The sequence below is a fragment of the Micrococcus sp. EYE_212 genome (assembly GCF_023147585.1).
GTDB lineage: Bacteria > Actinomycetota > Actinomycetes > Actinomycetales > Micrococcaceae > Micrococcus.
The window spans coordinates 1-1413 of record NZ_JAHXOZ010000033.1 but is presented as its reverse complement, the minus strand read 5'-3'; the positions used below and the strand labels follow the sequence as shown (position 1 = coordinate 1413).

Annotated in this window: 1 protein-coding gene; it reads left to right on the top strand. The window is 68.7% G+C overall.

The features are described from left to right. Positions 1-209 precede the first annotated feature (209 nt). A partial coding sequence (locus KZX60_RS11870) for an IS110 family transposase (protein ID WP_248118612.1) occupies positions 210-1413 on the top strand: 1204 nt, incomplete at its 3' end.

Genomic DNA, 1413 nt, shown 5'->3' with positions numbered 1-1413 from the left:
GGCCAGCCGGTCCTCGGCATGATCGTTGCCCCCAGTCGACTGCATGATCCGGGGGGTGTTGTCACCGAGGACCGGTCTGGTGACCACGGATCGCTAATAGAGGCGCGAGCCCCTCACCGGGGCCCTTCGTAACGTGGATGCCGAGCGTGATCACCACTGGAGCTGGCCAGCACACTCATGGCCCCCGCAAGCCCAGGAGGACGACCGCGATGACAGTCCAGCCCCCAGCCGTGTTCATCGGCCTTGACGTCGGCAAGTCCGAGCACCACGCCGTGGCCCTCACCGCGGCCGGGAAGAAGGTCTACGACAAGGCCCTGCCCAACGACGAGACCCGCCTACGCGGCATCCTCGCCGAGCTCACCACCACCTACGGGCCGGTGCTGCTCGTGGTGGACCAGCCGGCCACGATTGGGGCCCTGCCCGTGGCCGTGGCCCAGGCCTGCGAGGGCGTTGAGGTGGCGTACTTGCCCGGGCTGGCGATGCGACGGATCGCTGACCTGCACCCCGGCTCGGCCAAGACCGACGCCAAGGACGCGGCGATCATCGCTGAAGCAGCCCGCACGATGCCCCATACGCTGCGCTCCATCCGAGTCGATGAGGAACAGATCGCAGAGCTGGCCATGCTCGCCGGTTTCGATGACGACCTCGCCGCGCAGATCACTGCGACCTCGAACCGGCTGCGCGGACTCCTCACCCAGATCCACCCGGCGCTCGAGCGCGTGCTCGGGCCCAGGATCACCCACCCCGCCGTGGCAGACCTTCTCGGCCGGTACCCCACCCCGGCGCAGCTGAAGACCGCCGGGGCGGGGCATGTGCGTGCCCGGCTGCGCAAGCACGCCCCACGACTGGCGGGCTCGCTCACGGAGCAGATCTTCCAAGCCCTGGACGAGCAGTCCGTGGTCGTGGCCGGCACGCAGGCCGCGGCCACCGTGGTGCCCATCCTGGCCGAACAACTCGCCGGACTGACCCGTCAGCGGGCCGGACTGGCCTCCCAGGTGGAGGCTGTGGTGGAGGCCCACCCTCTTCACCCGGTCCTGATCTCGATGCCCGGAGTAGGGATCAGGACCGCCGCACGCATCCTCACTGAAGTTGTGGGCAAGGACTTCGTCGATGCCGGGCATCTGGCCTCATACGCCGGGATCGCCCCGGTCACCCGACGCTCAGGGACCTCGATCCGCGGAGAGCACGTAGCCCGGGGAGGAAACAAGCGCCTGAAGCGGGCCCTGTTCCTCTCAGCGTTCGCTTCGCTGTCGCACCCGCCTTCCAGGGCGTACTACGACCGCAAACGAGCCCAGGGCAAACGCCACAACCAGGCGCTGATTGCGCTGGCCCGGCGCCGCACCGACGTGCTTTACGCGATGCTCCGCGATGGCACCCTGTATCAAGATCCGACCGCCCCGCCAGCACCATCAT